Origin of the sequence: Yimella sp. RIT 621 (assembly GCF_004146205.1) — a bacterium.
GTDB lineage: Bacteria > Actinomycetota > Actinomycetes > Actinomycetales > Dermatophilaceae > Yimella > Yimella lutea.
Window position 1 is genome coordinate 138,682 of the sequence record NZ_SEIP01000006.1, and the last position, 26,029, is coordinate 164,710.

Annotated in this window: 22 protein-coding genes; 14 read left to right on the forward strand and 8 right to left on the reverse strand. The window is 67.2% G+C overall.

Translation table 11 applies throughout. From position 1 onward, the window contains the following. The first annotated feature begins 31 nt into the window (after positions 1–31). From EU513_RS07565 to EU513_RS07575, 3 genes are all read left to right on the forward strand, one after another. Complete coding sequence (locus EU513_RS07565; RefSeq protein ID WP_129625281.1) at positions 32–1,372, forward strand: aminotransferase class I/II-fold pyridoxal phosphate-dependent enzyme; 1,341 nt, start codon at positions 32–34, stop codon at positions 1,370–1,372. A gap of 218 nt (positions 1,373–1,590) precedes the next feature. After that, the gene (locus tag EU513_RS07570; protein WP_239702399.1) at positions 1,591–3,081 is read left to right on the forward strand and encodes a hypothetical protein; all 1,491 of its coding nucleotides are present in this window, start codon (positions 1,591–1,593) and stop codon (positions 3,079–3,081) included. A 146-nt stretch (positions 3,082–3,227) separates the two neighbouring features. Then, positions 3,228–3,518 (forward strand): DUF3263 domain-containing protein, encoded by a 291-nt coding sequence (locus tag EU513_RS07575; protein ID WP_129625282.1) that lies wholly within the window; start codon positions 3,228–3,230, stop codon positions 3,516–3,518. 95 nt (positions 3,519–3,613) lie between these two features. Here the strand turns inward: EU513_RS07575 and EU513_RS07580 are convergent, their stop codons facing one another. Beyond that, entirely contained in the window at positions 3,614–4,360 is a 747-nt protein-coding gene (locus EU513_RS07580; protein WP_129625283.1) for an SDR family oxidoreductase, read from the reverse strand. A 76-nt stretch (positions 4,361–4,436) separates the two neighbouring features. On the opposite strand from EU513_RS07580, the gene EU513_RS07585 reads away from it, so the two are divergent. After that, positions 4,437–4,964, forward strand: a complete 528-nt coding sequence (locus EU513_RS07585; RefSeq protein WP_129625284.1) for a YbaK/EbsC family protein — start codon at positions 4,437–4,439, stop codon at positions 4,962–4,964. Between the two features lie 236 nt (positions 4,965–5,200). After that, positions 5,201–6,826, forward strand: coding sequence for a chaperonin GroEL (gene groL / locus EU513_RS07590; protein WP_129625285.1), 1,626 nt, complete (start codon positions 5,201–5,203; stop codon positions 6,824–6,826). A gap of 199 nt (positions 6,827–7,025) precedes the next feature. Here groL and EU513_RS07595 read toward each other — a convergent pair whose 3' ends face one another. Together EU513_RS07595 and EU513_RS07600 are read right to left on the reverse strand one after the other, a co-directional pair. Then, positions 7,026–7,325 carry a WXG100 family type VII secretion target gene (locus tag EU513_RS07595; protein ID WP_129625286.1) on the reverse strand — a complete coding sequence of 100 codons (300 nt, stop codon included), beginning with the start codon at positions 7,323–7,325 and terminating at the stop codon, positions 7,026–7,028. Between the two features lie 93 nt (positions 7,326–7,418). Beyond that, positions 7,419–8,822 (reverse strand): S1C family serine protease, encoded by a 1,404-nt coding sequence (locus tag EU513_RS07600; protein ID WP_240795966.1) that lies wholly within the window; start codon positions 8,820–8,822, stop codon positions 7,419–7,421. A 324-nt stretch (positions 8,823–9,146) separates the two neighbouring features. Here EU513_RS07600 and EU513_RS07605 point away from each other — a divergent pair, with 324 nt between their 5' ends. After that, on the forward strand, positions 9,147–9,545 hold the full coding sequence (locus tag EU513_RS07605) for a MarR family winged helix-turn-helix transcriptional regulator (RefSeq protein WP_205744699.1): 399 nt from the start codon (positions 9,147–9,149) through the stop codon (positions 9,543–9,545). Further along, positions 9,542–10,831: an MFS transporter gene (locus EU513_RS07610; protein WP_129625287.1), complete on the forward strand. Its 1,290-nt coding sequence runs from the start codon at positions 9,542–9,544 to the stop codon at positions 10,829–10,831. Before EU513_RS07605 ends, EU513_RS07610 begins: the two co-directional genes overlap by 4 nt. Before the next feature lie 85 nt (positions 10,832–10,916). Here the strand turns inward: EU513_RS07610 and EU513_RS07615 are convergent, their stop codons facing one another. Together EU513_RS07615 and serC are read right to left on the reverse strand one after the other, a co-directional pair. Beyond that, complete coding sequence (locus tag EU513_RS07615) at positions 10,917–13,544, reverse strand: M1 family aminopeptidase (protein WP_168990188.1); 2,628 nt, start codon at positions 13,542–13,544, stop codon at positions 10,917–10,919. Between the two features lie 57 nt (positions 13,545–13,601). After that, entirely contained in the window at positions 13,602–14,711 is a 1,110-nt protein-coding gene (gene serC, locus EU513_RS07620) for a phosphoserine transaminase (RefSeq protein ID WP_129625289.1), read from the reverse strand. A 33-nt stretch (positions 14,712–14,744) separates the two neighbouring features. On the opposite strand from serC, the gene pdxH reads away from it, so the two are divergent. The 3 genes from pdxH to EU513_RS07635 all read left to right on the forward strand — a co-directional run bounded on the left by pdxH (position 14,745) and on the right by EU513_RS07635 (position 18,642). Beyond that, positions 14,745–15,422, forward strand: a complete 678-nt coding sequence (gene pdxH / locus EU513_RS07625) for a pyridoxamine 5'-phosphate oxidase (protein ID WP_129625290.1) — start codon at positions 14,745–14,747, stop codon at positions 15,420–15,422. A 550-nt stretch (positions 15,423–15,972) separates the two neighbouring features. Then, on the forward strand, positions 15,973–16,659 hold the full coding sequence (locus EU513_RS07630; protein ID WP_129625291.1) for a metal-dependent transcriptional regulator: 687 nt from the start codon (positions 15,973–15,975) through the stop codon (positions 16,657–16,659). Between the two features lie 72 nt (positions 16,660–16,731). Beyond that, positions 16,732–18,642 (forward strand): potassium transporter Kup, encoded by a 1,911-nt coding sequence (locus tag EU513_RS07635; RefSeq protein ID WP_129625292.1) that lies wholly within the window; start codon positions 16,732–16,734, stop codon positions 18,640–18,642. Positions 18,643–18,701: 59 nt separating this feature from the next. On the opposite strand, the gene EU513_RS07640 is transcribed toward EU513_RS07635, so the two are convergent. Both EU513_RS07640 and EU513_RS07645 read right to left on the reverse strand, forming a co-directional pair. Next, positions 18,702–20,060 carry a hypothetical protein gene (locus EU513_RS07640; protein ID WP_129625293.1) on the reverse strand — a complete coding sequence of 453 codons (1,359 nt, stop codon included), beginning with the start codon at positions 20,058–20,060 and terminating at the stop codon, positions 18,702–18,704. Positions 20,061–20,115: 55 nt separating this feature from the next. Next, the gene (locus EU513_RS07645) at positions 20,116–20,544 is read right to left on the reverse strand and encodes a pyridoxamine 5'-phosphate oxidase family protein (RefSeq protein WP_129625294.1); all 429 of its coding nucleotides are present in this window, start codon (positions 20,542–20,544) and stop codon (positions 20,116–20,118) included. Between the two features lie 76 nt (positions 20,545–20,620). On the opposite strand from EU513_RS07645, the gene EU513_RS07650 reads away from it, so the two are divergent. From EU513_RS07650 to EU513_RS07660, 4 genes are all read left to right on the forward strand, one after another. Continuing rightward, positions 20,621–21,463 (forward strand): serine hydrolase, encoded by an 843-nt coding sequence (locus EU513_RS07650; protein WP_168990189.1) that lies wholly within the window; start codon positions 20,621–20,623, stop codon positions 21,461–21,463. Between the two features lie 96 nt (positions 21,464–21,559). Next, complete coding sequence (locus EU513_RS15825; protein ID WP_168990190.1) at positions 21,560–22,387, forward strand: triacylglycerol lipase; 828 nt, start codon at positions 21,560–21,562, stop codon at positions 22,385–22,387. Continuing rightward, a complete protein-coding gene (locus tag EU513_RS07655) occupies positions 22,377–23,300 on the forward strand; it encodes an alpha/beta fold hydrolase (RefSeq protein ID WP_168990191.1) in 924 nt (307 codons plus the stop codon). Before EU513_RS15825 ends, EU513_RS07655 begins: the two co-directional genes overlap by 11 nt. Then, positions 23,267–24,739 carry a wax ester/triacylglycerol synthase family O-acyltransferase gene (locus EU513_RS07660; protein WP_129625297.1) on the forward strand — a complete coding sequence of 491 codons (1,473 nt, stop codon included), beginning with the start codon at positions 23,267–23,269 and terminating at the stop codon, positions 24,737–24,739. Before EU513_RS07655 ends, EU513_RS07660 begins: the two co-directional genes overlap by 34 nt. A gap of 6 nt (positions 24,740–24,745) precedes the next feature. Here EU513_RS07660 and EU513_RS07665 read toward each other — a convergent pair whose 3' ends face one another. After that, positions 24,746–25,924, reverse strand: a complete 1,179-nt coding sequence (locus tag EU513_RS07665; RefSeq protein WP_168990192.1) for an MFS transporter — start codon at positions 25,922–25,924, stop codon at positions 24,746–24,748. Positions 25,925–26,029 lie beyond the last annotated feature (105 nt).

The following is a 26,029-nucleotide window of genomic DNA, read 5'->3' on the forward strand; positions in this document are numbered from 1 at the left end:
TTCCGAGCGCGCGCACCTAGACTGCTCGCTCGTGCACCAGTTCGACGAGAAGACCCAGCAATTGAGCGACGCCATCGCGGCGTACGCCGACAACCGACTCAAGCTGAACCCGGTTCCGCTGGACGGGGTCGCGACCCCTCAGGAGCTTCAGGAGCTCGTGGGCCAGACGATCACCCGCGAGGGCATGGGCGGACTGCCCGCGCTGGAACTTTTCACCGAGCAGCTCGCGCCGAAGTGCCTGTCGATCGACCACCCACGCTATCTGTCGTTCATTCCTTCGGCGCCGACGCGCGAGGCGGCCATGTTCGACCTCGTCGTCGGTGCGTCCGCGCTCTACGCCGGTTCGTGGCTCGAGGGCTCGGGTGCGGTGTACGCCGAGAACCAAGCGCTGCGCTGGATCGCCGATCTCGTGGGCCTGCCCCCGACCGCCGGCGGTCAGTTCGTCCAGGGCGGCACGATCGGCAACCTCTCCGCCCTCGTCGCGGCGCGGGACACCGCCCGCGCGCTCACCGACAAGCGTCCGTACCGTGTTGCAGCCACCTTCGGCTCACACTCCTCGATCGAGACCGCGTGCAAGGTGATGGACGCCGAACTGGTCAAGGTGCCGGTCGACGACTGGCAGCTGACCGGCGACAAGTTGCGAGAAGTGTTGGAGGAGAACGGTCCTGACACCTTCTTCGCCGTCGTCGCCACGGCTGGCACGACGAACTTCGGCATCATCGACGACATCGACTCCGTCGCGGACGTGTGCGATGAGTACGGCATCTGGCTGCACGTCGACGGTGCCTACGGCGGCGCCGGGTTGGCGGCGCCGAGCGTCCGGGAGAAGTACGACGGCATCGAACGCTGCAACTCCTTCATCGTCGACCCGCACAAGTGGTTCTTCGCGCCGTTCGACTGCTGTGCGCTGATCTACCGCGAACCCATGCTCGGACGAGCCGCGCACACCCAACACGCCTCCTACCTGGACGTGCTCACCGGCTCCACCGATTGGAACCCCTCCGACTTCTCCATCGGCCTCACTCGTCGCGCTCGCGGCCTGCCGTTCTGGTTCTCGCTCGTGGTCAACGGCACGGACGCCTACACCGAGGCCATCGAGCGCACTCTCGAGGTGGCGCGGTTCGCCAACGAGGAGATCAAGAAGCGGCCGTACGTCGAACTCGTGCGCGAGGGTTCGCTCACCGTCGTGGTGTTCCGCCGGCTCGGCTGGTCGGCCGCCGACTACCAGCGCTGGTCGGACGACCTGCTGGAGCGCGAGGAGGCGTTCGTGGTGCCGACCTCGCACGAGGGCGAGACCCTTGCCCGGTTCGCGATCGTCAACCCCCTCACCAGTGAGGACGACATCACCGCGATCCTCGACACCATGGCCTGACTGCCCCGCGTATCCGCGCGGATTGTGTTGCTACCGGGCGGCGTGTACCTGCACCAGTTGGCCGTCGGGGTCGGTGATCTCGAGCATCGTGCCGAACGAGGTGTCGACCCGGACGTCGTGACCGGGGCCTAAGTCGCATCTTCTTTCGCAGGTGACGCGGTTGGTGTCGAAGAACGAAACCGCTGGGCTACTGGCGAGTCCGTGATTGAGTCGCCCTCATGAACACCAGCACAGGCGTCGTCTTCCCGGTCAGCAACACCGCCAAGATGGCGCAGGGGCAGGAGGAGCGCAGTTCGTCGGCCTTCGGTCGAGGGGTCGTCTCCGACGCGCTCGCCTCCGTGGACGAGCCGGGAGCTCTCGCTGTCCGTCGCGACACCGGGTGGCGCCGCGGCTATCCCCGACACTTCCGGCGCCTGGTCGAGGTGGGCGCGCGCGACCACCAGGCGGCGATGGCGATCGCCCGCGACGGACTGTCGGCGGTGCACGAGCGGATGTGCTGGCTTCCTGTGACCGGCGGGCACGACCGGCGCGTGGCCGAGGCCTTCGCGACTCCCAGTCCGCAGCCTGCCCTGGAGTCGGTGACGGTGCGCGGTGACGGCGATCCGGAGCGCGAATTCACCCTGCCCTACAAGGGAGATCGGCTCTCGGGGGCCAACCTGCGTCGCCGGTTGGACGACTGGGTCGAATCCGGCGTCATCGAACCGGGGGTGCGGGACGCGGTGGGTCAGGTGCTCGACCATCCGGAGTGGCTGGACGTCCGTGACCGCACGTTCGTCGTGTTGGGCGCCGGTGCCGAGATGGGTCCGTTGCGGTCGCTGCTTCGCTGGGGAGGACATGTCGTCGCGATCGACCTTGCCCGCCCGGGCATCTGGTCGCCGCTGTTCGACCTGGCCAGGTCGGGTGCGGGATCGCTCACCGCACCGGTCGGTCCGGCCGGGGTGGATGCGTCCGACCCGAGTCAGCATGCCGGTGCCGACCTGCTGCACGACACCGGCCGCATCGGCGACTACCTGATGGGCGTCGAAGGCCCGATGGTGCTCGGCAACTACGTGTACGCCGACGGTGGGGTGAACCTTCGTCTCTCGGCCGCCACGGACGCCCTTGCCGTGCACCTTTCGCAACGTCCGGACGTCGCGCTCGCCTACCTGGCCACACCCACCGACGTCTTCGTCGCGCCGGACGATGCTGTGTCGCAAGCCAATTCAGGACTCGACTCGGCGTTCCTGAAGTCGGTGCGTCGTCCGCTGCGTGCGCTGTCGGGAGGCCGGTTGCTGCAGCGGCAGTACCCGCCGATCGTCGACGGCCCCGCGATCAGCGACACGATCGTGCCGCAGCAAGGGCCGAACTACTTGCTGGCCAAGCGAATTCACCGCTGGCGCGCGACGGCCGCCGCGGCCGACGGGCAGCTGGTCTCGATGAACATCGCGCCGCCCACCCGCACCAAGAGCGTCACCAAGAACCGCGCCCTGGCTGCCGCGTACGCAGGCGCCCACCGGTTCGGCGTCGAGGTGTTCGATCCGTCCACCGCCAACACCCTCATGGCGGCGATGCTCGTCCACGATCTGCGCACCGGTGGCTACGCGGCCAAGGGCGACGTGTGGGCCGCCGAGGCGGCCGGCGCGGCCCATGGCGGGCTGTGGCGTTCGCCGTACGACCCGCGGTCCGCCCTCGGAATCGCGGCTGTACTCGGCATCGGAGGGGCCCGCTGAGGCCCTTTTTCGACTCATTCGTCACATCCGTCACAGGCTCACCGCCACAAATGACAACGGTGTCATTAGGCTCCTAGAATCGGCGACGGCTCGGCTTGCCCCAGCGGGCGAGCTGAGCACCAGACGTCCACGAGGAAAGGTCACCGATGAGCGCGGCGGAGCAGACGAGTGCACCCCAGGGTGCAGTGCTGACCGACCGTGACCGGCGGATCCTCGAGCTCGAGCGAGACTGGTTCCGCGCCCAGGGCTCCAAGGAGGACGCGATCCGCGACCGCCTCGGCATGGGCTCGACCGCGTACTACCAGGCGCTCAACGCATTGCTCGACAACCCGGAGGCGATGAAGGCCGACCCGCTGTTGGTCAAGCGCCTGCGCCGACTGCGTTCCAGCCGAATGAAGCAACGCAACGCGCGCCGGTTCGGTTTCGACGCACCCTGAGCCTGCCCAGCCCCCACAAATCGGCGTGAGTTTCTGCCCTTCGCCGGACGTGGCGAAGGGCAGAAACTCACGCCGATTCTCGGGTGGGGTCGAAGTCAGACGCCGCCGTTGAGCAGCACGCCACCGTCGACGGTGAGGGTCTGGCCGGTCATCCAGCCGGAGTCGTCCGAGGCGAGGAAAGCAACCACGCTGCCGATGTCCTCGGGCTCGCCAAGGCGCTTGAGCGGGTAGGGCTTGGCCACCTGCTCCTCGCGTCCGGAGTAGAGCGCCTCGGCGAACTTCGTCTTCACGACGGCCGGTGCGACAGCGTTGACCCGGATGTCCGGGCCGAGCTCGATCGCGAGTTCCTCGGTGAGGTGGATGACGGCGGCCTTGCTGACGCCGTACATCGCGATGCCCGGGGCGGGTCGCAGGCCGGCGACGGACGCGACATTGACGATCGAGCCGCCGTGCTCCTGCATCCACGCCTTGTGCACCAGCTTGACCCACTCCAGTGCGGACAGGACGTTGACCTCGAGGATCTTGCGCGACACCTCTGGCTCGACGTCGAGCAGCTTGCCGAAGACCGGGTTGATGCCGGTGTTGTTGATCAGCACGTCGATGCTGCCGTGCTTGTCGATCGCGGTGCGCACGACCTCTTCGCGGTGCGCGGCGTCGTCCGCCTTGCCGGCGACGTAGGACGCGCGCTCACCGAGTCCGGCGACGGCTTCCTTGAGGGCGTCCTCGCCACGCGCGGTGATGATGACTTTCGCGCCTTCGTCGACCAGGCGCTCGGCTATGGCCAGGCCGATGCCTCGGCTGGCTCCGGTGACGATCGCGGTCTTGCCCTCGAGACGGTTCATGGAGACCTCTTCTGTTCGTTTCGGTGGTTGTGTTGTCATCTTGTCGCAACCCGTACGTCCGACGAAGGAGTGGTCCATGTCCAGCGCTCGCGGAAACCTCGACTGGCAGCCCCTGGAGGAGCACCCCGGCCTCGTGGCGCCGACGGTCGCGGACGCGAACGCGCCCGGTCTGCTGGTCGCGCCGGTCGACGACTCGCTCTCCGACACCGCCGCGTTCTGCCAGGCGTACGACGTGACCCTCGAAGCGGCCGCGAACTGTGTTGTCGTGCAAGCGCGCCGGGGTGAGAACACCACGTACGCCGCCGTCATCGTTCGCGGCACCGACCGCGCCGACGTGAACAAGACCGTCCGCAAGCACCTGGACGCTCGCAAGATCACCTTCGCCGACCAGGAGCACACCGAAGCGGCGACCGGCATGAAATCCGGCGGGATCACGCCGGTCGGTCTGCCGGTGGACTGGCCGATCCTCATCGACCGGGCGGTCGCCGAGGGCGGGGAGTGCGTGATCGGCGGGGGAGTGCGCACGTCGAAGCTGTTGATCACCGGCGAAGCCTTGGCAGCGCTGCCGAACGCCGAGGTTCTCGACCTGACGATCGCCGGTTGAGCCGTCCGGTTCGCGTGTCCGGGAGTCCGCCGAAAATTCCCTGGCGTCCCGTTTGCACTCGCCCCGCGCGAGTGCCAATAATGGCGTTAGCACTCTCGGCATGAGAGTGACAGAACAAGTGGCAGTACGGCGAGGGTCACATCGCGCGGACGACGTAGGTCCGCAGCCGGTGCGGCTCGTCCGTCGCGGGCGTCGTGCCGCCAACTCGATACGCAATATGTGGGAGGAACCACCACATGGCCAAGACAATTGCCTTCGACGAGGAGGCCCGTCGCGGACTCGAGCGGGGTATGAACACCCTCGCCGACGCCGTCCGTGTCACCCTCGGCCCTAAGGGCCGCAACGTCGTCCTGGAGAAGAAGTGGGGCGCCCCCACGATCACCAACGACGGTGTGTCCATCGCCAAGGAGATCGAGCTCGAGGACCCCTACGAGAAGATCGGCGCCGAGCTGGTCAAGGAGGTCGCCAAGAAGACCGACGACGTCGCGGGTGACGGCACCACCACCGCCACCGTGCTGGCCCAGGCCATGGTGCGCGAGGGTCTGCGCAACGTCGCCGCCGGCGCGAACCCGATGGCGCTCAAGCGCGGCATCGAAGCGGCTGTCGCGGCTGTGTCCGAGCAGCTGCTGTCGCACGCCAAGGAGATCGAGACCAAGGAGCAGATCGCTGCCACCGCGTCCATCTCCGCTGCGGACCCCCAGATCGGTGAGCTCATCGCCGAGGCCATGGACAAGGTCGGCAAGGAAGGCGTCATCACCGTCGAGGAGAGCAACACCTTCGGCCTCGAGCTCGAGCTCACCGAGGGCATGCGCTTCGACAAGGGTTACATCTCCGGCTACTTCGTCACCGACACCGAGCGTATGGAGGCCGTCCTCGACGACCCGTACATCCTCGTCGTCAACTCCAAGATCTCCTCGATCAAGGACCTCCTGCCGCTGCTGGAGAAGGTCATGCAGTCGGGCAAGCCGCTGATGATCATCGCCGAGGACGTCGAGGGCGAAGCACTGTCGACCCTGGTCGTCAACAAGATCCGCGGCACCTTCAAGTCCGTTGCCGTCAAGGCCCCGGGCTTCGGTGACCGTCGCAAGGCCATGCTCGGTGACATCGCCATCCTCACCGGTGGCCAGGTCATCTCCGAGGAGGTCGGCCTCAAGCTCGAGACCGCCGAACTCGACCTGCTCGGCCGCGCTCGCAAGGTCGTCGTCACCAAGGACGAGACGACCATCGTCGAGGGTGCCGGCGACGCCGACCAGATCGCCGGTCGCGTCAAGCAGATCCGCGCCGAGATCGAAAACAGCGACTCCGACTACGACCGCGAGAAGTTGCAGGAACGCCTGGCCAAGCTCGCCGGTGGCGTCGCCGTCATCAAGGCGGGTGCCGCGACCGAGGTCGAGCTCAAGGAGCGCAAGCACCGCATCGAGGACGCCGTCCGCAACGCGAAGGCTGCCGTCGAGGAGGGCATCGTCGCCGGTGGTGGCGTGGCGCTGATCCAGGCGTCCAAGGACGCTTTCGGTTCGCTGTCGCTCGAGGGTGACGAGGCCACCGGTGCGAACATCGTTCGCGTCGCGGCCGAGGCTCCGCTGAAGCAGATCGCCCTCAACGCCGGCCTCGAGCCGGGCGTCGTGGTCGAGAAGGTCCGCAACCTCACCCCGGGTGAGGGCCTCAACGCGGCCACCGGCGAGTACGTCGACATGGTGAAGGCCGGCATCATCGACCCGGCCAAGGTGACCCGTTCGGCGCTGCAGAACGCAGCCTCGATCGCGGCCCTGTTCCTCACCACCGAGGCCGTCATCGCCGACAAGCCCGAGAAGGCTGCCCCGGCGATGCCGGGTGGCGACGACATGGGCGGAATGGGCTTCTGACCCAGGTCTGACCGACGCACGAAAGAAGGGGCGTAACCACGAACGTGGTTGCGCCCCTTCTGTTACATATCGCGTCTGGTGCCGCCGGCGCTGCCGGACGCGACCTGGAAAGCCGGAAACGCTCCGGATGGCACGTGCGCGTGTCGCAGGCGTGCCGTTCCCGGGCACGGCAGCCTCCGACGAAGCGGACGCCGGCGGGTCAGCGCGGCATGAACGCAGCCTTCACGTCGGACTCGGTCGTGGAGTACGCCCTGCTGGCCGTGCCGAGCGTGCGTCCGATGTCGGCGAGCGAGTCCTTCATCTTGATCTGTGCGCGCTGCCACTCGCCGTGCAGCACGGCGTACTGCGTGGCCGCCGAACCCGTCCACGTGCCCTGAAGGGCCGTCAGCTTGCGGTCCATCAGGTTCATCGCCGTCTGGATCTGCCCGGCGATCGTGCCGACGTCCAATCCGTGCTGGGCCACGAGGTCGCTGTCGACCGCGTACTTGCTGGGGTGCATGGGATTCCTCCTGGCTCGGTCCACCCGACCGGTGGACGATGCGCAGGACGGTACGTCGAATCGCCCGAACGTGTTCGAGTTATCCCCAACGGATCAGTTCGACGCCTTGCCGAGCGCGACCGTGACCTTCTGACGGTCGCCGTCGCGGACGATCGTCAGCTCGACCTTGTCACCCACGGTCTTGGCGCGGACGTAGCCCACGAGCGCGTTCGAGGAGACGATCGGACGTCCGTCGGCGGCGATGATCGCGTCGCCGACCTTGATCCCCGCCTTGTCCGCGGCGGAGCCGGACACCACCTCGGCGATCTTCGCGGCACTCTCGGTCGCGTCGCCGACCTTCACCGAGCCGGTACTGGCCTTCACCCCGAGCTGGGCATGCTGGACCGAGCCCTTGCTGATCAGCTGCTGGGTGATGGAGTCGACGACGGAGACCGGGATCGCGAAGCCGATGCCGATGTTGCCCGACTGCGAACCGGCCGAGGAACTGCCGAGCGTCGCGATCGAGGAGTTGATGCCGATCAGCTGACCGCTCGCATTCACCAGTGCGCCACCGGAATTGCCCGGGTTGATCGCGGCACTGGTCTGGATTGCGTTGGTGGTGCTCTCGCTCTCACCGTCGCTGCCGCCTGCCGTGACGGGCCGGTTGAGCGCGCTGACGATTCCGGTCGTGACCGTGCTGGACAGCCCGAGCGGGTTGCCGATCGCCATGACCGGCTGGCCGACGGCGAGCGTCGCGTCGTCACCGAGAGAGATGGGCTTGAGGTTCGACGGCGGCTTGCTCAGCTTGATGACGGCGAGGTCGGTGCTCGGGTCCTTGCCGACGACCTTCGCCTCGTAGGTCAGGTTGTCGGTGAAGGTGACGGTGATCTTGGGGTCGCTGTCGCCGCCTGCGGACACGACGTGGTTGTTGGTGACGATGTGGCCCTTCGTGTCGAGCACGACCCCCGAGCCCTCGCCGCCGCTACCGCCGCCCTCGACCGTGATCGACACGACGCTGTCGGTGACCTTGGTGGCGGTTGACGACCAGTTCACTCCGCTCGCGTCCTTGTAGTCGGCGGGGTTGGCCTGCACGACCTTCGTCGTGGTGCTGGACGTGCCGGCGATGTCGTCGTCGGTCAACGCGTAGGTCGTGCCGCTGGCCAGGCCGGCAGCCAGCACGGCCGCGATCGGGACCGCGAGCCACGGAGCGCCGCGGCGACGGCGCGGTGCGGTCGCGGTCGATGCCTGCTGGTGCCCGTACGCGGGCATGCCGGGACCGCCGGCGGGGTTTGCCCAGGGGGAGCCGAAGGTGCCGGACGCCTGGGGTGCGGGCTGCTGGTGCGGGGAGTTGCCGTACGGACGGTGCTGACCTGGCATCTGGAAGGAACGGGTGTCACCGGCGGAAGGGCGGACATCCTGCCGGTCCACGCGAGGCAGCGGGCCGGTGGTGTCGTCGTCCTGCTGCGCGGGTCGGGGTGCGTTGCGTCCTGCGTCGGAAGGGTGCTCGTCGTGCGACATGGTCGCTCCTTGCTCGTTCGGTGCTCGTTCGGTTGTTCGTCTTCGTGCAGTCAACCGGCTGCTCTTGAGCAGTTGCTGGCCCGAGCCTGTGTGAAGCCTGTGCGTCCTGCCTGGCCCGGGGCCCGAGTCTGTCAGGCCCGTCGAGGGTTGAACGCCCTGCCTGCCACGCCGATTCCGGCAGGCCACATTGCACTGTCGTCACGGATCGCCACGGGATCGCCACGGGATCGACGTACGGCAAATCATTAGCTAAACTATTGAACTGAGCTAACTACCTTGCCTGGAGGCGAAACCCACCGAATGACCCCGGATGAACGTCGGGCGATGTCCGACGAACTGCGCATGACCTGCATGAAGATCAGTCGACGCACCCGCTTCGAGAACGTCGAAAGCGTTGCGCCGCACCAGTTCTCGGTGCTCTGCAAACTGATGGACGCCCCGCTGCCGATCGGCGGTCTGGCTGAAGCCGAATGTGTGAGCCGACCCTCGATGACCCGCACGGTCGACGGTCTTGTCGAGGGCGGATACGTGGTCCGTGTCGCCGATGGCGGCGACAAGCGCCGTACGTGGGTGCACATCACCGATGCCGGGCGAGAGTCGGTGCTGCAGACCAAGCGGTCGCGCGACGTCTGGATGAACGAACGCATCGCCCAACTCAGCGACGACGAGTGCGAACTGCTGGCGCAGGCCACTGCGATCCTCGCGCGGGTGGTCGCTCGATGAGCCCCACCTTCGCATCGCTCTCGATCTACAACTACCGCGTCTACGCGCTCGGCGCGATCGTCTCCAATGTCGGCACCTGGATGGGACGCGTCGCACAGGACTGGCTCGTCCTCACCGAACTCACCGATCACGACTCCACCGCGCTCGGCATCGTCACCGGCCTGCAGTTCGCACCCGTCGTGTTGCTCGCGCCGCTGGCCGGCTCGTTCGCCGACCGGTTCGACAAGCGCAAGCTGTTGGCACTGTCGCAGACCTCCCTGGCGATCACCGCCGCGCTGCTCGCGGTGCTCGTGCTCACCGATGTCGCCCAGTTGTGGCACGTGTACGTGTTGGCCGGCCTGCAGGGAGTCGCGACCGCGCTGGACAACCCCACGCGTCAGGCGTTCGTCTCCGAGATGGTCCCGCCGGACAAACTCTCCAATGCCGTCGGACTCAACAGTGCCTCGTTCAACGGGGCCCGTCTCGTCGGTCCCGCGATCGCCGGTCTGTTGATCGCCGCGGTCGGCACCGGCTTCACTCTGGTGATCAATGCCTTCAGCTTCATTGCCGTCCTCGGGGCGCTCGCGATGATGCACGGCGCCGAACTCACCCGGCCGCCGCGCGGCAAGGGGCGCGGGGGAGTGCGCGAGGGCCTCGCCTACGTCAGGCAACGCAGCGACATCAAGCTGCTGCTGTTCGTGGTCTTCATGCTCGGCACCTTCGGCATGAACTTCCAGATCACCATCGCGTTGATGTCGACGTCGATCTTCGGCCGCGGCGCGAGCGAGTACGGACTGCTCAGTTCGGTCATGGCGATCGGGTCGTTGGCCGCGGCGCTCATGTCGGCGAGACGTCCGAAGCCGCGGCTGCGGGTGCTGTTCACCGCGTTGATCGGTTTCACCGTTTTCTCCGCGGCTGCCGGTCTGGCACCCACGTTCTGGTTCTTCGGGCTGATGCTCATCCCGACCGGGCTGTGCGCGCTGACAGTCGTCACCACCGCCAATGCCGCTGTGCAGCTGTCCGTCTCACCGCAGATGCGCGGACGTGTGATGGCGCTCTACATGGCGATCTTCCTCGGCGGTACACCGCTGGGCGCACCGATGATCGGCTGGATCGGGGACGCCTGGGGACCCCGCTGGACCATCCTGGTCGGCAGCCTGGCGGTCGGCCTTGCCGCCGTTGCTGCCATCCTCTACGTCATGCGCACCGACCGGCTCACCGTCACTCTCGAGCGCCACCCCTGGCACCTGAACGTGGTCTCGGCCCGTCAGGCCGCCGCCGGGATCCACCCCGAGCAGGTGCGATGACCCCGCACAGCCGCCGGCTGCTGGTGGTCGGCGTCCTGCTCGGGATGCTGATCGTCGCGGGCATCGCCGCGCTCACCGGCTGACGTCAGTCCTGCGTCACCTGCTGAGCCCGCAGCGCGCGCTCGGCGTGGTCGATCTGCTCCAGGACGATGCGGCGCAGCGCCGCGGGTGAACCCGGGTTGTCGTCGTACCAACTCCTGATCGCTCCCAGTGCGGCGCGACCCTCGTCGTCCGCGTCCACGTCCGGGAACAGGCCGATCACCAAGCGCTGCGCCATCGACTGCACACGGTCTCCCCACACGGAGTCGAGCAACTCGACGTACGGCTGCGCGTACTTCGTCCCCGGATCACTGATTCCCCAACCGCTGAGCAGCGCTCGCTGCGCGTCGTTCGTGAGTTCGTCCTCGACCAGGCGTCGCCAGGTCTCGTCCTGAGCCTGCGGCGCAGCGGCCAGGGCGGTCAGCGAACTGGTGCGACCGATCAGCGTGTTGTCCTGCTCGAGCAATTGCTGCACCTGGGCCTCGTCCCAGGCGCCCTGCCGGACGAGCGACGCGGCGAGTTTCCAGCGCAGTTCGTCGGTCAGCGTCAGACCGTCCGGCACCTTTCCGTCGGCGAGCGCGGCCGCGTCGCCGGCGAGAGTATCGGTCTGTGACGCGAATTCCGCGAGCAGGTCGGCCCAGGTGCGCTGCAGATCCGACTCGGGTTCGGCGCCGGCGAGGGCCACGCGTGCCACACCGCCCAACGCGTCCCACGCTGCCGCCCGGGTGCCGGCCGGCAGGAAGTGGCCGACCGCGGTCTGCACCTGACCGGCGACGATGCGCAGGATCATTGCGTTGGACTCGGCGGGTGCCTGCGTGCAGAAGGTGTCGACGAAGCGGGACGCGGGGATGCGGGCGTCACGAGTGAGGTTCCACAACGCGGTCCAGACGGCGCCGCGGTCGAGATCGTCGGTGATGGACGACAGGTGCGTGCTCGCAACGCGCTGCGACTGCTCGTCGAGGCGGCCGATCCCGTAGGTCAGGTCGCCGGCGTTGACCAGTACCAGGTCGGCTCGGTTGCCGACGGCTTCGGGCACCTCCACCGATTCGTCCGTCAACGTGACCGGGGCGAGGAAGGTGCGCTCCAGCCCGGCCTCGCCCAGCGCGTACCCGGCGACCTGCAGTTGGTGCGGTCGGACGACGTCGTCGCCGGTGATCCGGTCGGTGCACCGTTGCCGGACGACGAGTTCGGTCACGGCGCCGCCGTGACCGCGCGACGTGTCGGCGGTGAGTTCGGACGGGGACGTGGTGCGCAGCCAGGCGTCCGCCCAGCGCCACAGGTCGTGCTCGGTGTGCGGTTGCAGGGCGGTCAGCAGATCGTTGAAGGTCGCCGAACCGAACGCGTGCGCGGCGAAGTAGTCACGTGCGCCGGCGAAGAAGGACTCCGGCCCGATGATTGCCTGCAGTTGGCGCAGGACGGCGGCGCCCTTGGAGTAGGTGATGCCGTCGAAGTTCTGCGCCGCGGCCTCGAGATCGTCGATTCGGGCGATGACCGGGTGGGTGCTGGGCAACTGGTCGTAGGTGTACGCCCAGAGCTTGCGTCCGCTGGCGAACTGCAACCACGCCTGGTCGAACCGGGTCGCCTCCTGAGTGACCTGGTAGCCCATCAGGTCGGCGAACGATTCCTTCAGCCACAGGTCGTCCCACCACTTCGGGGTGACCAGGTCGCCGAACCACATGTGCGCCATTTCGTGCAGGATCACTCCCGCACGGGAGGTGCGCTGCATGGTGGTGGCGCCGCCACGGAAGAGATAGTCCTCGGTGAAGGTCACCAGGCCGGGGTTCTCCATCGCGCCGATGTTGTACTCCGGCACGAACACTTGGTCGTACTTACACCCCACGAAGTTCTCCGCTCGTCCCTCGCTCCGATACTTCACAGGGGCCCCGTAAGAAGAGCCGCCCCAGGGGTAAGGGAATCCGTACGCGCGGTCGTAGAAGTCGAGCCCGGCCTTGGTGGTGTAGAAGATCTCGTCGGACTCCAGGTGCTCCAGCATTCCCCGCCGGCACATCGCGGTGAGTTCGATCGTCTGCGAACTGCCGTCGGCGCGCTCGACGCTCCAGGTGTCCTGGACCACGGCGTACGGCCCCGCGATGAGGGCCACGATGTAGCTCGACAGCGGCGGAGTCGGCGCGAATGTGTGGGTCGTGCACTGGCCCGCGGGCTCGGTCGACACCTCCGGCTGGTTCGAACGCACCAGCCACTGCGACGGCGCGGTCACCACGAAGGTGAACTCGCCCTTGAGGTCGGGCTGCTCGAAGCAGGCGAACATGCGGCGCGCATCGGTCGGCTCGCAGTGGGTGTAAAGGTAGGTGTTGCCGTCTTCGGGATCGGTGAACCGGTGCAGCCCCTCACCGGTGCGACTGTACTTGCAGAGGGCGTCGACGACGACTGTGTTCTCGCCGATCTCCAAGTCGCGCAGGAGGATTCGCGCGCCGTCGTAGTCCTCCAGGTACACCTGACGACCGTTGACCGTGACCGAATCAATGACGTCGGTGACCAGGTCGATCCAGGTTGAGGTGCCGGTGGAGTCGAACACCACCGTCGAACGCGAGCGGTAGGTCTCCGCGTCCGTCGCAGCCTCGGAGAGGTCGAGTTCGACGCGGTAGGTGCGCACCTTCAGCTGGTCGCCCCGTGCGTCACATTCTTGGCGGGTGAGATTCAGATCGCTGGTCACGGAACCCGAGTCAAACATGTTGCGGCGCCGGCTGCGCCATCAGGCCGAGTGAACGACTCAGCCCAGCACGAAGTCGATGCACCTGGTCAGCGCGGTGACGTCGTCGGGTTCGACGGCGGGGTACATGCCGATGCGCAACTGGTTGCGGCCGAGCTTTCGGTACGGCTCGGTGTCGACGATCCCGTTGCCGCGCAACGTCTTCGCGAGTGCCGCCGCGTCGACGGACTCGTCGAAGTCGATCGTGCCGACGACCTGGGAACGGTGCTTCGGATCGGTGATGAACGGCGACGCGTACGAGGACGCGTCCGCCCAGGAGTACAAACGCGAACTGCTGTCGAAAGTGCGGCTCGCACATCCCGCGAGCCCACCGTGCTCGAGCATCCAGGCCAACTGTTCGTCGAGCATGATCAACGTCGCCAGGGCCGGAGTGTTGAGCGTCTGGTGTTTGCGCGAGTTCTCGATCGCGAGTTGCAGGTTGAGGGAGTCGGGGATCCACCGGTCGCCCCGCGCGGTGATCTCGGCGGCGCGTTCGAGAGCAGCCGGCGACATCAGCGCGAGCCAGAGTCCACCGTCCGAGGCGAAGGACTTCTGCGGAGCGAAGTAGTAGGCATCGCAGGCGGATGCGTCGAGTTCGAGGCCGCCCGCGGCCGAGGTGCCGTCGACGACGGTGATTGCGTCGGCGTCCACCCGCTCGACCTCGATCATCGCGCCGGTCGACGTCTCGTTGTGCGCGGTCGCGTACAGGTCGACGCCGTCGACCGGGGACAGGTCGGCCACGCCGCCGGGCTCCACCGAACGCACATCGGGGTCGGCGAGGAACGGAGCCTTCGTGGTGACGGTCGCGAACTTCGAGCTGAACTCACCGAACACCGCGTGCTGCGACCGCTCGCGCACCAGGCTGCAGGCGGCGACGTCCCAGAAGGTGGTCGAGCCACCCAGCCCGAGCACGACCTCGTACCCGTCGGGGAGGTCGTAGAGCGAGGCGAGACGTTCCTGGACGCGGGCCACGAGCTCCAGCACCGGCGCCTGGCGGTGGCTGGTGCCCATCACCGAGCGTGCCTGTGCGGCAAGTGAATCGAGCTGCTCAGGGCGTACCTTGCTGGGCCCGCTGCCGAAGCGCCCGTCGCTGGGCAGGAGTTCGCTGGGGATCTTCACCACATCGGTCACGCTGCACAGTCTGGCAGCGCGTAGCTTTGGGCCATGGAACCGATCGCCCGATGGGACTACGCCGGCGAAGGCCTCGACGAACAACAGATTCCCGCTGCGCCGTGGGAGTTGGTCCGCGGCTGGGTCGAGCAGGCCCGCGCCCGAAGCCAGCAGGAACCCGACCTTCGCGAGCCCGAACAGATCTCGATCGCCACCGTTGACGCTGACGGCGGGCCGAGCGTCCGCACCGTGCTGATGCGCTACCTCGAGCCTGCCGGGCCCGGCTTCTACACCAATCTCGACTCGCGCAAAGCCGTTGCCCTGCAGGAGAATCCGAAGATCGCCGGCACGGTGACGTGGGCACCTATGTTCCGTGCCATCCGCTTCGAGGGCACCGCACGACTGCTCGACCGCGACACCGTCCGCACGTACTTCGAGTCCCGTCCATGGGGCAGTCGGATCGGTGCGTGGGCGTCGGCGCAGTCCCAGCCGATCCATGACCGCACGGTGCTGGAGGATCGCGTCCGCGAACTCGAACTCAAGTTCCCCGACACCGGTCACGCCGACGACGTCCCGCTGCCCGACAACTGGGGCGGGTACCTCATCGACTGTCACGCTGTGGAGTTCTGGGCCGGACGCTCCTCGCGGCTGCACGACCGATTGGTCTACCTGCGCGAGGGTGACGGCGATCTCGCGGACGACTGCTGGCGCGTCGAGCGTCGCCAGCCCTGAACCGGCCCCGAAGGCCGGCAGGAAAAAACCCATTGATCGAGGGCGATCACCGACCTACGCTCGCAGGTACACGAGAAAGGAGGTGGTCCGACTCATGATTTCTTATCGGACGCGTGAGGTGGTTGCGCGCTAGCGCACCCTTCGGTCCGCCGTAGTGGCAGACCGTGGACGTGCGGGAGCGAATCCATCGCCGCCGCCGCAGCCCGTGGGAGCGTGCATCGTCCAGCACGCACCGGCCATCAGGCCGGAACCCATGGGCTGTTCCATGCCCGGGTGACGATCAGCCATCCATCGTCCCGAAACCGATGAGCAGCATGGAAGCGGCCGGCACGCCAAGGGGTGCGCACCGGCCGCGATGTCCAACGAGGGACATCCAAGACAGAAGAACCAAGGGGTAGTTCTTCGTCCGACGACATTTCTACCCCATCTGGGGTCGGTTTCAAATAAAGATGACCAAACCTTTCGCCGAGCGGTCCGGTCAGGCCATGGCGCCCGGTCAGTTTCGGGACCAACGGCCCTCGCGTCGGTGGTAGGTGGCAGGCTGGGCACCGTGAGTGACCTGATCGATACCACCGAGATGTACCTGCGCACGATCTTCGACCTCGAGGAAGAAGGCATCGTGCCGCTGCGGGCCCGGATCGCCGAGCGTCTCGCGCACTCCGGCCCCACCGTTTCCCAGACGGTCGCCCGCATGGAGCGGGACGGTCTGCTCACGCTCGCCGGTGACCGGCACCTCGAACTCACGCCGCAGGGGCGGCTGCTCGCGACCCGCGTCATGCGCAAGCACCGCATCGCCGAGCGACTTTTGGTCGACGTCCTCGGGATGGAACTCGAGTACGTCCACGACGAGGCGTGCCGGTGGGAGCACGTGATGAGCGACCGCGTCGAACTGAAGATTTTGGAGCTGCTTCAGGAGAAGGAGCTGTCGCCGTTCGGCAACCCGATCCCGGGGCTGGAGGAGCTCGGGCAGACGGCCACCTCGACGAAGTTCCGCGACGGCGTCGTGCCGCTCACCTCGGCCGTCACCGACACCGAGGCCGACCACGTCGTGCGTCGCATCGGCGAACCGGCACAGGCCGACCACGACACCCTCGCCGTGTTGACCAGCGGGGGAGTCGTTCCGGGCGCTCGCGTCAGTTCACGCCGCGACGGCGACCGCGTCCTGGTGCAGGCGGTCGGCGCGGAGCCGATCTCGCTGCCGCTCGACGTGGCCAGTCACGTTTTCGTCGACGCCTGACGAACGGCCGCGACCCGTGGCTCGGATCACGAAGGTGATGCTGACCTGCGCCCAGGTTCGTAGGCCTGCACAATGGTCCGAGTGACTGCACCTCACTCCGGCGCCGCCGGTAAGAAGGCCGGCTTCGGTCTCGTTGTCTCGGCCCTCGGTGTCGCCTTCGGCGACATCGGCACCAGCCCGCTGTATGCGATGCAAACGGTGTTCAACATCGACCACGGCGACGTGAAGGCGACGATCCCGCACGTCCTGGGCATCATCTCGCTGATCTTCTGGTCGATCACCGGCATCGTCAGCGTGAAGTACATCGTGTTCATCCTGCGCGCCGACAACGACGGTGAGGGCGGCATCATGGCGCTCTCGCACCTGACCCGGCGCAGCGTGAAGCCGGGCGGCAGGAGATTCCGGACGATCGTCGTCCTGGGCGTGATCGGGGCGGCGCTCTTCTACGGCGACAGCATCATCACGCCGGCGATCTCGGTGCTGTCCTCGGTCGAGGGCCTGGAGGTCGCGGCACCGGAGGTCCACGACTGGATCCTTCCGCTGGCGTTGGTGATCATCGTCTTCCTCTTCGCCGTCCAGCGTTTCGGATCGGAGAAGATCGGACGCGCGTTCGGCCCGGTGATGGTCATCTGGTTCCTCACGCTCGCCCTGCTCGGGATCCCGCACATCGCCGCCCAGCCGAGCGTCCTGAAGGGTCTGTCCCCGACGTACGCGCTCGACTTCCTGGTCGGCGAACCCTTCGTCGCGTTTGTCGCGATGGGCGCCGTCGTGCTGGCCGTGACCGGAGCGGAATCGCTCTACGCCGACATGGGGCATTTCGGGCGTCCGCCCTTGTCGCGCGCGTGGTTCTTCATGGTGATGCCGTGCCTGCTGATCAACTACCTCGGTCAGGCCGCCATGATCATCGAGGACCCGACGAAGATCGACAGCCCGTTCTTCCATCTCGCGCCGACCTGGGCCACCCTGCCGCTGGTCGCGCTCGCGACCCTGGCAACCGTGATCGCATCCCAGGCGGTCATCTCCGGTGCCTATTCGATGTCACGTCAGGCCGAGCGCCTCGGTTACCTGCCGCGCCTGACCGTGCGGCAGACGTCCGAGCACGAGGGCGGTCAGATCTACGTTCCCGCCATCAACTGGATGTTGTTCGGTGGCGTGATCGTGCTCATGCTGATGTTCCGGTCGTCCGAGCGCCTCGCTGCCGCCTACGGCGTCGCGGTGACGAGCATGTTCATCATTACGACCCTGATGTTCCTGGTGCTGGCTCGCGCTCGGTGGAAGTGGCCGACGTGGCGAATCGCCTTGGTGCTCATACTTTTCGCCCCGCTGGAGATCATCTTCGTCTCTGCCAACCTCACCAAGGTGACGCACGGTGGCTGGCTGCCGCTGCTCGTCGCAGCCTGTGTGGCGACCGTGATGTTCACGTGGCGCCGAGGGCAGACCATCATCACCGAACGGCGCGCCAAGCTTGAGGGCCCGCTGCTGCCGTTCCTGGACGACCTGCACGCCGATCCATTGATGCGGGTGCCCGGCACCGCAGTCTTCATGCACCCCAACAAGGAGACCGCACCGTTGGCGCTGCGTGAGAACGCGAGCTTCAACCACGTGATCCACGAGAACGTCCTCATCGTCACGACCGTCTCGGCCAACATCCCGCATGTGCCCCTCGACGAACGGGTAACGATCGACGACCTCGGCGACCCGTTCGACCACATCACCCACCTCACGGTGCGCTTCGGCTTCATGGACGACCAGGACGTGCCGGCCGCGTTGGAGACCGCTCGCGACATGGGCGTCGACTTCGACGCCGACGAGGTCTACTACTTCCTGTCCCGGATCAGCGTGCAGATGTCGCAGGACAGTTCGATGCCCAAGTGGCGCAAGCGTGTCGTCATCGGCCTCGCACACAATGCGGCCACTCCGGTGCAGTACTTCCGGCTACCCGAGGAGCGCACGGTGATCATGGGCGCGAACGTCGCGCTCTGAGCCGCTCTGAGCCGCTCTGAGCCGCCCGAGCCGCCCGAGACGGCTCGGCGCTGCCCGGATCAGCGCGTGGGAATCGGGTAGGACTTGTGGCTCACGATCCGCTTGCTGCTGAACGCACCGGCCGGCTGGTCGGGTGAGGTGTCGAACCGACCGGTCATGTCGACGATGAAGTCGCAGGAGGCGTACCGGTTGTACACCGAGTAACGCAGCCGGGTGTTGTCGTCGTTGCGCGGTGTCACGACCACAGCCCCGTTGGCGCGCTCGCGGTTCGGCGCGACGTTCGTGGTGCTGCTGTCCGTCGGTGCCGTGCCGGACCACATCGTCAGGTGCGTGCCGGTGGTGGCTCTCGTGCCGGTGAGGTTGCCGACGAAGGCCTGGGTACGAGTGTTGACCAGGTGGCCGGGGACCAGCAGGTTCGTTGTGCTGTTGGTGCCGCGCGCAGCCTTGGTCGTGCCGAGGCCGAACCGGGAGTCGGCCAGCCGCGTGGGCGTCACCGGCACGAAGACGGAGCCCACGCCGTCCGCAGCGGTCGTGTAGAAGCCGGCGATGTCGACGACGACATCGACGGACCCCGCGCCGATCGCGGTGATGCCGAAGGAGTAGCGGGAGTTGCCCAGTGCGTCGACGCCTCGGTAGGTGACCGGCACGTTCGTGGTGTTGGGCGAGACTTCGTTGCGGGCGTACTGCAGGGTGGACGTCGCCGGGCGGGTACCCGTGCCGCTCCACGTCGTCAGATATCCGCTGGAGGTCGACCCGGCGACCGCCGTGATGTTGGCGACGACCGCCTTGAGTCGCGACCCCGCGCTGTCGTAGAAGCCGAACTCCTCCACGCGGGTACTGCCGGAGCTCAACGCTCCCTTGTTGTAGCGGGTGTCGTCGAGACGGTAGGGATCCTGCGGGCTCAGCAGCGTCCCACCGGTCTGCGTGGAGCCCGTCCCGGCGTACCAGCCCACGACATCGACCAGCAGATCGGCGCCGCCTGCGCCGGCACGCACGATGATCGTGCCGTCAGCACCTACGGGCACGGTCGCGGTGACGGACCCGGTCCACCCGGCGCGGAAGTTGAGTGTCGACGTCGCAGGCAGCGAGGTGCCGGACGGGAAGGCGGTGAACCACCCTCTCGAATGCGCCTTCACAGCAGTCAGGTTGACGACGATCGCGCGGACTCCGGTCGCGGGAATACCCGCGACGCCCGCTGCACGAACGGTCACCGATTCGCCCGTGTCGACCGAACCGATCGGAGCACCCTGTCCGATGCGCGTGTCGACGAGCCGAGTCGGGGCGGCCGGCAGGTAGTTGCCTGCAGCAGTGCGCGTCACGGCGGTCGGCAGCGCAACGGAAGCCGAAGCGGGGCCGGCGTGGACGGCGCCGAGGCCGGACACGAGCAGGGTGGTGGTCGCGGCGACGGCGCGCTTCATCGGGATGCCTTCCGGGCGGGGGAGTTTCGCCGTCAGAGTACCCAGCCCGAACCCCTCAGCCGCGCATGCTGCGCCACGGCCGGTGCATGTGCAACCGCCGTCCGGTCACCTCGTTCGGGTCGATCGCGACGACATTGAACTTCGGGGTGTTGATCCAGGGACGCAGGCGGACCCGTTCTGCGACGTATGCGGAGTCTGCCTCCAAGAGGTGTGCGCGCCCGCGCACGATCACGCTGATGGCTTCGTCCCCCAGAAGTTGGTCGACCTCGAACGCGACGTCGTCGTTCATCGTGATGCCGAACAGCTTGCTTCCCTCCGCGGTGCGGAAGATCAACCGGTTGTCGTCGTCGACCGCGTAGTTGACGGGGACGATGTGCACTTCACCGAGCAGGTGGTAGGCCAGGCGCCCGAGTTCCTGGCTGCGCAGGAAGTCGTAGCACTCGAGATCGCTGAGTTCGGTCGGTCGGAACGTGTCGTCGGTCATCGTGGTTCGCCTCTCTCGCTGAGTACTACTCATGGTAGTACTGGTCGCGGGCGATGGCACGGGGTACGTTTCCGACGTGCTGAAGCAAACGCAGGTCGGGCGTCGTCGAGTTCTCCTCGGGGCGATGGGTGTGGCCGCGGCCCCCACGCTGAGCTTGGCGATCGCGCCGCCCGCGAGCGCTGTCACGAAGACGCGCTTGGACTCGACGATCGGTTCCTATGTACGCGCTCGCGGAGGGACGGTCGGAATCTCGTTGTGGGACAACCGGACCGGGGTGCACTACACCTACAACTCGTTCTCCAACGAGACGCTCAGCACGGTCAAGATCCTCATCCTGTGCACGGTTCTACGGGTGTCCCGCGAGCAGGGGCGTCCGTTGACCTCCTCCCAGCGCACCCTCGTCGGACGGATGATGGGCTCGAGCGACAATGCCGCGACCGACACCTTGCTGGCGCAGGTGGGAGTCTCGAACGTCCAGCGGGTGACCCGGCTCCTCGGTCTGACGTACACGACGATCCGGGGTGGCGGCGCTGCCGGCAGTTCCACCTGGTGGGGCTATTCGACGACCGTGCCGTGGGACTTCCTGAAGCTGGAGACCTACCTGGTCAACGGGACGCCGGTGCTCACCCCTGCCGAGCGCACCTACGTCCGCTCCTGGATGTCGAACGTGACCTCCAGTCAGATCTGGGGCGTGGTCAACCCCTCCTTCGCCTCCATGGTGAACGCCGAGGTCAAGAACGGCTGGGGGCCGCGGACGGGGGGCTACCGGCTCAACTCGGTCGGCCGGATCAAGGGGTACGGCCGCGACTATCAGATGGCGATGTTGTCGCGCTCGCCGAACGGCTTCTACTACGGGCGCGACACGCTCAACGGGGTCAGCTCGATCGTCTTCCGCGAACTGGCAACGCCGCTGACCTGATCGCCCGTAGTTCCGATGCACTCGTGCTCGCGCCCTAGGAGCACAATGGATCTCGGGACGTGTTGCACCGTCCCGAGTGTGAAGAGGTGAGCAGTCATGGGGTCCCTCGAGAAGTTCGAGGCGTCGGTGGCCGATCGGGTCGCCCGACCGCCGGGCGCGTTCTGGCTCGCCACCGAGATTCCGCGCGTCGCCCTCGGTGTGCACCTGATGGCGTCGGCGGTGCCGCTGCTTGCCACCACGGCCTCCGGAGACGGCCACCCGGTCCTCTTCCTGCCCGGGTTGGGCGCGAACGACCTGTCCACCCTCGCCTTGCGCAACTTCCTGCGGTTGCGCGGCTGGCGCCCGTACGGCTGGCACCTGGGCCGTAATGTCGGTCCCACGGCCGCCGTTCGTGCCGAGCTTCCGGTCGCGATCCAGCGCATCGCTCGCCGCAACCGCGCCAAGGTCTCGGTGATCGGGTGGAGCCTGGGCGGTATCTACGCTCGCGAACTGGCTCACCAGCACCCCGAGTGCATCCGTCAGGTCATTACGCTCGCTTCGCCCTACCGGCTGCAGCACCCGCGCCAATCCCGCGCCGAATCCATGTTCACCCGGTTCGCTCATCTGCACGCACAGGATGCCGAGCAACCCACCGCGACCGGTCGAAGCGCGTACCCGCTGTCGGTGCCCTCCACGTCGTTCTGTTCCAAGGAGGACGGCATCGTGGCGTGGCAGCACTGTCTCGGGCCTGCGACCGAACACTCCGAGAGCGTTCGCGTGCGCTCGAGTCACCTGTCGATCGGCTTCGATCCGCACATGTTCTACGCGATCGCCGACCGTCTCGCCCAACCGGAGGACGACTGGCGTCCGTTCGTGCCGCCGGGTGCCCTGCGTTGCTTCTTCCCCGAGTCCGAAAACCCACACGGAGATGCCGATGTCGCCTGAGAGCCCGTTCACCGCACCGCTGGCCGAGCGTGGAGCCGAGTACCGCACGGTCGATCTCGACGGTGAGGTTCACTACCTCGACTTCGGTGGCGACGGCACGCCGTTCGTGCTGGTCCACGGACTCGGCGGACATTCGTTGAACTACATGCTGATCGGACCTCTGCTGCGCGACGCGGGGTACCACGTCTACGCGCCGGATCTCGGCGGATTCGGTCTGACCCGTGCCGCGGATCGCTCGCCGACCGTGCGCAGCAATGCCAAATTGGTGCGGCAGTTCATCGAGACTGTCGTCGGTGCGCCCGCCCTGGTCGCCGGCAACTCGATGGGTGGGCTCATCTGCGCGATGGTCGCGTCCGCGCACCCCGACCTGGTGCGCGGCGTGGTGCTGCTCAACCCGGCGATGCCCGCCCCGCGCCGTCATCCCGGACGCCAGATCTCCTCTCTGCGAACGCTTTTCACTCCGGCCGCCGTCGGTATGTACAGCCGCGCACGTAAGCGTCCGATCACGCCGGAGGCGGAGGTCGACAATGCGATGCGGATCTGTTTCGCCGACTACGGCTCGCGGGACAACGACATGTTCGACGTGCATGTCGACATGGCCAAGGCTCGCCGCCGGTTCCCGGACGCGATGCAGGCACTCGGTATCGCCGCCCGGTCGATGTTCCAGGAAACCATCTCGCACGGTGCCGTGCTCGGCCGTTACCGGGCGATCAGGGTGCCCGTCCTGCTGATCCACGGCGTGCAGGACCGGTTGGTGCCGGTCGAGGCGGCGCGGTGGGCCAAGCGGGCCAACCCTCGCTGGATGTACGAGGAGTGGGACGCCACCGGTCACGTGCCGATGATCGAGCACCCCGATCGCACCGCGAAAACCATTGTCGGATGGGTGGATTCGCATATCCGACCCGCCGCATGAAGCAACTCTCCGCCCTCGACGCGGCGTTCCTCGGGCTCGAGAACTCCACCATGACGGGCAACATCAGCAGCATCATGTTGCTGGATCCGTCCGGTCTCGACGATGAGTTCGACCTGGCACATATCACCCAGTTCGTCGCCGAGCGCCTCGACCGGGTCATCTTCTTCCGCAAGCGCCTGACCGAGGTGCCGTTCGGCCTCGACCGGTCCTACTGGGTCGACGACGACCACTTCGACCTGAGTTACCACGTGCGAGAGAGTGCGCTGCCGCGTCCGGGCACGGTCGAGCAACTCATGGAGTTGGCGACGCGCATCCACGAGCGACCGCTCGACACCAGCCGTCCACTGTGGGAGTTGTACCTGGTGACCGGACTTGCCGATGGGCGCGTCGCGTTGATCACCAAAACGCACCACGTGGTGATCGACGGGGTGTCCGGCATGGAGGTGCTCAGTGCGCTCGTCGACCTGGAGCCACTACAGCTGGCCGGGAAACCGTTCAAGTTCGTTCCGGAGCCGGCGCCGTCCTCGGTGGGTCTGCTGGCCCGCTCGGCGATCGGGATGTTGCAGCGTCCGGGCGATGCATGGACGGTCGTGACCGGCCTGGCGAAGTGGACCCCGGCGATGTTCTCGCTCAGCGCACTCAAGCCGCGTAATCCGTTGCGGCAAAAGGACGCCGATCCGGAGATCGTCACCGACTCCCTGCCGGTTCGACCACCGGTCACCACCTTCAACGGACGTATTTCGCGCCGTCGGCGGCTCGGCGTGATCGACCTGCCGTTGCACGACATCAAGACGGTCAAGAACGCGTTCGGCACGTCTGTGAACGACGTGGTGATGGCGGCGATGGCGGGCGCCGTCCGGCGATGGTTGCTGCAGGACGGGGGAGTCACCGGGACGCCGCTCGTGGCGATGGTGCCGGTGGCGGTCCGCTCGGCGGATCGGTCCGAGCAGGGCAACTTCGTCACCGCGATGCTGGCCACGCTGCCCACTCACCTCGAGGACCCGAAGGACCGCCTGCGGCGCAGTTCGAAGTTCACGAAGTCGGCACGCAAGAAGGGTGGAGCGGTCCCACCGACGGTGCTGACGTCGGCGATGCAGTTCGCGCCGCCGGTGATCTTCGGCCGTGCTGCTCGCGCGATGTGGGAGACCGGCATCTTCCGCACCATCAGGCCGTTCAACCTCATCATCTCCAACGTGCCCGGTGGCAGCCGGCAGGCATACGTCGCTGGCGCTGAACTGCAGGCGATGTACCCGCTGTCGGTGTTGGCCGACGGGATCGGGCTCAACATCACCCTGCTGGGCTACCGCGATCTGCTGCATGTGGGCATCACCACCGATCCGGAACTGGTGCCTGACCCGCAGCAGATCTGCGAGTGGGCGATCGAGGAACTGGCCTTGTTGGTGCAGGAGGCCGAACGGCCCGCCTCACAGGCTGACTGACCGGTCTCAGGCTGCTCGTCGTGCGGCCAAGGCGACCGCTGCGCTCGCCACGGCTGCGATCCACAGCCCGGCCATGACCTGTTGGGTCTGCCAGCGTGAGGCGAGCGCGGCGATGATCATCGGCAGGAAGAAGCCGAGATAGGTGAGGCAGTAGAAGACCGCGTTGGTCATCGCCAGGTGAGTTGCGTCGGCGGCGTGCTCGACGCGGGTGAGCCCGCCGACGAGGTTGAGTCCGTATCCGCACCCCAGCACCGCTCCGGCGGCAACTGCTAGCAGCGGATTCGGTTGCCACGCAACGAGAGCCACCATCGGGATGCCGACCAGCACGGCCACCATGCCGAGCAGGCTGACCACGCCCGGACGCTGCGCTTCCAGGTCACGGGCGGGCTGCTGCACCAGCACGCCGATGCCGAGCGTCACACCCGACATCGCGCCGCTGAAGGCGATGGACCAGCCGCTGATGTGCTGACCGACGAGGGCGGGGATGGTGACGAGGCCCAGCGACGGGCAGGCGAACACCCACGGCGCCATCGGCGCGATGCGTCCCCAGAAATGCGTCGACAGGGCCGCGTGCGACGGGCGAGTCGCCGGGACGTCCGGCTCGCCGATCGCGACGAGATGGTCGGGGGCATGCTGGGAGCGCATCGGAGCGTTCCACACGACGGCCGCGGCAACAGCCGTCAGGGCGATGTGGACGAGGTACGGGACGACCTTGGGGCCGGCAACCCATTCGGCGAGCACCCCGGCCGCCACGGGGCCGAGGCAGAACCCGCCCGACAACGACATCGCGGCCCGACGGGCGCCCGTCCCTGCAGGTGCATCGCTGGACAGTTCCTTGACCCAGGTCGAGCCCGGCGCCATGGCGGCACCGGTTGCCATGCCGTACAGCACACGTCCGATGAACAGCAGGACGGAGTTCGATTCACCGATCGCCAGCACAGCCGAGGCGAGAGCACTGAACACCATGACCGGCCGGAGCACCGCACGGTGGCCGAAGCGTCCGGCCAGTGCAGCCGAACCCAGCAGGGCCGGGACCAGGCCGAGAACGTATGCCGCGAACATCGCGTTGACGAAGGTGGGGGTGAGTCCGTTCTCCGCGCGGTAGACCAGCAGCAGCGGGGAGAACTCGTTGGCCCCCCACCCGACGACGAACAGCGCGAACGCGACGCGCATCCATGGCTTCACCGGCACAGCCTGGCAGGCATGAATCCGGCGAGCGTCACTGCAGGTGCGGACATCCGTCGTGCGCCCCTCCCACCGCACCGACCGATCGGTGGGCTTGTGGACCGG

What these genes read in the sequence shown, in the direction of transcription:
- EU513_RS07570 (WP_239702399.1), top strand. Translation starts at nt 1,591, where the DNA reads ATGAACACCAGCACAGGCGTCGTCTTCCCGGTCAGCAACACCGCCAAG.
- EU513_RS07575 (WP_129625282.1), top strand. Translation starts at nt 3,228, where the DNA reads ATGAGCGCGGCGGAGCAGACGAGTGCACCCCAGGGTGCAGTGCTGACC.
- EU513_RS07580 (WP_129625283.1), bottom strand. Translation starts at nt 4,360, where the DNA reads ATGAACCGTCTCGAGGGCAAGACCGCGATCGTCACCGGAGCCAGCCGA.
- EU513_RS07585 (WP_129625284.1), top strand. Translation starts at nt 4,437, where the DNA reads ATGTCCAGCGCTCGCGGAAACCTCGACTGGCAGCCCCTGGAGGAGCAC.
- groL (WP_129625285.1), top strand. Translation starts at nt 5,201, where the DNA reads ATGGCCAAGACAATTGCCTTCGACGAGGAGGCCCGTCGCGGACTCGAG.
- EU513_RS07595 (WP_129625286.1), bottom strand. Translation starts at nt 7,325, where the DNA reads ATGCACCCCAGCAAGTACGCGGTCGACAGCGACCTCGTGGCCCAGCAC.
- EU513_RS07600 (WP_240795966.1), bottom strand. Translation starts at nt 8,822, where the DNA reads ATGTCGCACGACGAGCACCCTTCCGACGCAGGACGCAACGCACCCCGA.
- EU513_RS07605 (WP_205744699.1), top strand. Translation starts at nt 9,147, where the DNA reads ATGTCCGACGAACTGCGCATGACCTGCATGAAGATCAGTCGACGCACC.
- EU513_RS07610 (WP_129625287.1), top strand. Translation starts at nt 9,542, where the DNA reads ATGAGCCCCACCTTCGCATCGCTCTCGATCTACAACTACCGCGTCTAC.
- pdxH (WP_129625290.1), top strand. Translation starts at nt 14,745, where the DNA reads ATGGAACCGATCGCCCGATGGGACTACGCCGGCGAAGGCCTCGACGAA.
- EU513_RS07635 (WP_129625292.1), top strand. Translation starts at nt 16,732, where the DNA reads ATGGTCCGAGTGACTGCACCTCACTCCGGCGCCGCCGGTAAGAAGGCC.
- EU513_RS07640 (WP_129625293.1), bottom strand. Translation starts at nt 20,060, where the DNA reads ATGAAGCGCGCCGTCGCCGCGACCACCACCCTGCTCGTGTCCGGCCTC.
- EU513_RS07645 (WP_129625294.1), bottom strand. Translation starts at nt 20,544, where the DNA reads ATGACCGACGACACGTTCCGACCGACCGAACTCAGCGATCTCGAGTGC.
- EU513_RS15825 (WP_168990190.1), top strand. Translation starts at nt 21,560, where the DNA reads ATGGGGTCCCTCGAGAAGTTCGAGGCGTCGGTGGCCGATCGGGTCGCC.
- EU513_RS07655 (WP_168990191.1), top strand. Translation starts at nt 22,377, where the DNA reads ATGTCGCCTGAGAGCCCGTTCACCGCACCGCTGGCCGAGCGTGGAGCC.
- EU513_RS07660 (WP_129625297.1), top strand. Translation starts at nt 23,267, where the DNA reads ATGGGTGGATTCGCATATCCGACCCGCCGCATGAAGCAACTCTCCGCC.